The 2,923-nt window shown below is 68.2% G+C and carries 3 protein-coding genes; 1 reads left to right on the top strand and 2 read right to left on the bottom strand.

Annotated features, from left to right (window positions below; translation table 11 throughout):
• Positions 1 to 50 precede the first annotated feature (50 nt).
• A complete protein-coding gene (locus AC1DZ6_RS22670) occupies positions 51 to 1,148 on the top strand; it encodes a class I SAM-dependent methyltransferase (RefSeq protein WP_477099371.1) in 1,098 nt (365 codons plus the stop codon).
• Here AC1DZ6_RS22670 and AC1DZ6_RS22665 read toward each other — a convergent pair.
• A complete protein-coding gene (locus tag AC1DZ6_RS22665; protein WP_477099370.1) occupies positions 1,145 to 2,005 on the bottom strand; it encodes a class I SAM-dependent methyltransferase in 861 nt (286 codons plus the stop codon). The two genes, AC1DZ6_RS22670 and AC1DZ6_RS22665, sit on opposite strands and share 4 nt — an antisense overlap.
• A gap of 7 nt (positions 2,006 to 2,012) precedes the next feature.
• Positions 2,013 to 2,923, bottom strand: a 911-nt coding sequence (locus AC1DZ6_RS22660; RefSeq protein WP_477099369.1) for a thiamine pyrophosphate-dependent enzyme, incomplete at its 5' end; no start/stop codon positions are given.

Genomic DNA, 2,923 nt, shown 5'->3' with positions numbered 1-2,923 from the left:
GGCGCTGACCGCCTCGGACCTGTTCACCCGCCCGACGGCGCCCTGAGGCAATGGCGTTGACGCCGCCCTGTCCGATCTGTGGTCTCGAGGCCGGAGCCCCGCTCGCCGAACTGCGCTTCGGCGACAAGCCGCACCTGCCGAGCGTCATCACCGTGCACGGCTGCGCGGACTGCGACTTCGCCTTCACCTGGCCGCGCGACCCGGTCGGCTATCGCGACTACTACGCGGCCGTGGCCAACGACACGGCCCAACGGCACGGCCAATACCGCAACCTGCCCCAGGCCGAAATCCTGGCCGACCTGATCACCTCACGGTCGATCCGCTCGGTGCTGGACTTCGGCTGCGGCGGCGGCGGCCTGCTGCACGTGCTGGCCGAGCGTTTTCCGCAGGTCCAGTTCCTGGGCTTCGACGTCAACGCCAACTTCCCCTCTGACCTGCCGAACCTGCGGTTCAGCGACCGGTTTCCGGAAAGCGGCCACGACCTGGTGATCCTCAGCCACGTGGTCGAGCACATGGCCGATATCGATCAGATCAAGGACCTGTTCGACCTGGTCGGCGACGGCGGTCTGATCCACATCGAGACGCCGGACCCGAAGCTCTATCGGACGTTCCCGCAGCCACATTTCGCCTATTACGTCGACCGGCTGCACATCAATCACTTCTCGCAGCGCGCGCTGCTGAAGATCGCGCCGCAAGGCTTTGACGTCGTGGCCGGCGGGACTTACCGCATGCCCTACGCCCTGGGCGAGTTCTATCCGGCCCAATATGTCGTGCTGCAGAACCGCCAGGTCGAGCAGGCCGTCCCGGTCGCCATCGAGGCCTATCTACAGGCCGAGGCGCCGCGCTGGGCGGCGGTCCAGGCCGAACTGCGGGACCAAAAGTTCTTCGTCTACGGCTTTGGCGACAACTTCCATCGCAGCCTGCTGCCGGGCGGTCCGCTGCACGGCCTGGAAGGCAAGGTGATCGCGGTGATCGACCGCAACGCCGCCGCCCTGGCGGCCGATCCAGGCGCCGAGTTCCAGTTCGTGGAACCGACCCAGGTCGCGCGGATCGACGGCGGCCTGATCGTCTGCACGGTCTCGCAATTCTCGAAGCTGGACGACTTCTTCCGCGAGACCTATCCGCGCAGCCAGGTCCGTTACCTCTAGGCCTTGCGGCAGAGCAGACAGAACAACTGGCCAGTGCGGCCGTAGATCTCGGTCTCGAGGATCTCGAACTGGACGATCGTCAGGCCTTGGCGGGCGATCAGGGCCCGCAACGACGTCTCGGTGAAGAAGTTGACGTGCTCGTGCCAGTACTTCTTGCCGGTCGCCAGATCGTCGACTCCGGCGTTCTGGATGACATAGGCCTCGTGCGGCACTTCCAGATAGAGCAGGGTTTCCGGCGACACCACCGCGGCGATGTCGTCCAGCAAGGCCGCCGGCCCCGGGACGTGCTCCAGCACGTTACTGCAAACCACCAGGTCGAAGCGCGCCCGCGCCAGACCGTCGCGATCGACGGCGGCGACGCCCTCGACCAGGGTCAGGCCCGAGATGTCGTGCACCGACAGGCTGGCGGCGTCGCCTCGGAACGGGGTGTTCAGGCCCGTGTCCCCGCCCCAGTCCAGAACATGCGGCGGCCCGGCCAGGTGCGGGGCGATCATCGCCTCGACCTGCGGCAGATAGGCCGCGCGCTCGGCCAAGGCGGTGTTGAGAGCCGCGTAGCCCGGCTCGAAGCGCTCGCGCTGCGCCGTGTACTCGGCGTCGCGATAGCCGCTGTAGAGTCGCGCCATCTCCGCGTCGCTGAACCGCATGTCCAGGAACAGCACGCCGCAATCGCGACACTGCAGCGAGTTGCACAGCGGATAGGCCATGCCCAGGCGCAGGGTCTTCATGCCCCAGTCCGGCGTGATCTCGACCGGCTCCCAGTCGAACACCCGCTTGGCGACGAACGGCATCAGGATCGCCGGCGACTTGCGAAGCCGGTCGCCGTCACAGCAAATGCAGCGGCGGGCGATCTCGCTCAAGGCGCGCCTACCACTGGATGTCCGACAGCGGCGTGGACGACAGCTTGCCGTCCGGCGAGATCACGGTCTTCACCGACGGCCCGCGCGACTCCGTGGCGTCGATCATCAGGTCGACGAACACCGGCGCGGCGTCGGCGGCCAGGGTCGGCAGCAGGGCGTCCAGCGCTTCCAGGCTGTCGATGCGCAGGTAGCGCAGGCCGAACGCGGCGGCGACCTTGCCGTAGTCGGGGATGAAGACGCCGGAGGTCTTGCTCGCCCCGCCCTCGGCGCCGAAGTGGCGAACCTGGGAGGCCTGGATCGAGCCGTAGCCGTCGTTGTTGAGCACGAAAAGCACGAAGCCCTTGGGCGCATAGTGGGCCAGGGTGGCCAGCTCCTGCAGGTTCAGCATCAGCCCGCCGTCGGCCTCGACGCAGATCACCTGGCGGTCGGTGCCGAAGCTGGCCMCGATGGCCTGGGGCAGGCCCAGCCCCATGGCCCCAAGCGCGGCGCCGAAGAAGATCCGGGCGTCCTCGCGCGGCGCGAAGAAGCGGAAGAAGGCCTCGATGGCCCAGCCCGAACTGGTGGGCGCGAACACCTTGCCCGGCGACCAGGCCGACAGGCGCTGGGCCACGCCGTAGACGTTGAGGCTGTCGCCTGTCAGCCGCTGGCGCTCATCGGCGGCGTACTCAGCCCGGCGCGCCTCGCACCACGCCAGCCAGTCGGCGTCCATGGCCTTGGCCTGGCCGCTGGTCGCGGCGACGGCGGCCGGGAGAGCCTTCAGATCGGCCCGGACAGCGCGCGTCCGCGACATGCCTTCGAACTTGGCCAGTTCACCGGGGTCGATGTCGATGATCACCCGCTCGGCCTGGGCGCCGAAGTCCTGTCGTTGGAAGGCCGTGGTGCCCAGGTCCAGCCTGGCGCCCAGGAACAGCACCCGGT

The organism is Caulobacter sp. P1_B12_2 (assembly GCF_056406675.1).
This window is presented reverse-complemented; position numbering and strand designations above follow the sequence as displayed.